At 25.6% G+C, this 309-nt stretch carries 1 protein-coding gene; it reads right to left on the bottom strand.

Annotation, left to right across the window (positions count from 1 at the left end):
* Positions 1-309 (bottom strand): DNA polymerase (locus ACLJNW_RS24175; protein ID WP_410961214.1); only part of this gene is annotated, 309 nt, incomplete at both ends.

Raw genomic sequence — 309 nt, 5'->3', positions numbered from 1 at the left:
TAAGACAGGCTCAATTAATTTTTGATTAGTTTTAAATGTTTCAGCTAAAGTTTTTAATGACGAGGGTAGAATTAAATAAGAATCTCTAAATGTTAATGATACACCATTATTATTAGTTACTACAATAGATATTGCTGCACCATCTTTAAAAATCGGAGTAACTTTATAGCCATCAAACATCCATAATTTTGCTAAATATTTAAATAGAAATATTAAATCAAATTTACTTAAATTGTGAGCATAAACAATATAGCCTCTATATTTTCTTCTTAATAATGCCTCCAATAATTCTTTAGGAGATTCATTCCA

It is taken from the genome of Salmonella sp. SAL4457 (assembly GCF_046548235.1).
Classification (GTDB): domain Bacteria; phylum Pseudomonadota; class Gammaproteobacteria; order Enterobacterales; family Enterobacteriaceae; genus Salmonella; species Salmonella enterica.
The sequence above is the reverse complement of the archived record's forward strand: the minus strand, read 5'-3'. Positions and strand labels throughout refer to the sequence as shown.